The sequence below is a fragment of the Pseudomonas sp. SWRI50 genome, assembly GCF_014269095.1.
Lineage (GTDB): Bacteria > Pseudomonadota > Gammaproteobacteria > Pseudomonadales > Pseudomonadaceae > Aquipseudomonas > Aquipseudomonas kermanshahensis.
The window spans coordinates 1-370 of the sequence record NZ_JABWRW010000078.1; the positions used below are offsets into that span (position 1 = coordinate 1).

1 protein-coding gene is annotated in these 370 nt (G+C 59.7%); it reads left to right on the plus strand.

All coding sequences use genetic code 11. The features are described 5' to 3' along the window. Nucleotides 1–370 (plus strand): immunoglobulin-like domain-containing protein (locus tag HU750_RS27695; protein ID WP_186683394.1); only part of this gene is annotated, 370 nt, incomplete at both ends.

Below are 370 nucleotides of genomic sequence, written 5' to 3' on the forward strand. Positions count from 1 at the left end.
TATCGCACCGGACAACGTCTACACCGGTACCAACGACCCAGTGATCAAATCGATCGCTTCGGTTGATGGCGCCGATGTTGGCAAGTTCGAGAACCTGGTTCTGGACAAGACCCCGGTCAGCACTGCTGTCACCGATGAGCCTGGCTCGGGTACTCCGGGTGCCGGCAACGAGGGCGACTTGGTCAAGGTGACCATCACGGCTGACCAGGTATCGGTGGCTGAAAACGTCAAACCGACCTTCACCGTCCACATCAACACCGCCCTGGCTCACGACCTGGTCGTGACCTTGAGCAACAACGCCACCGTCACCATCAAAGCCGGTGAAACCAGCGCGCCGTACACCCACGAAGCGCAAGGCGACGACGTCTAC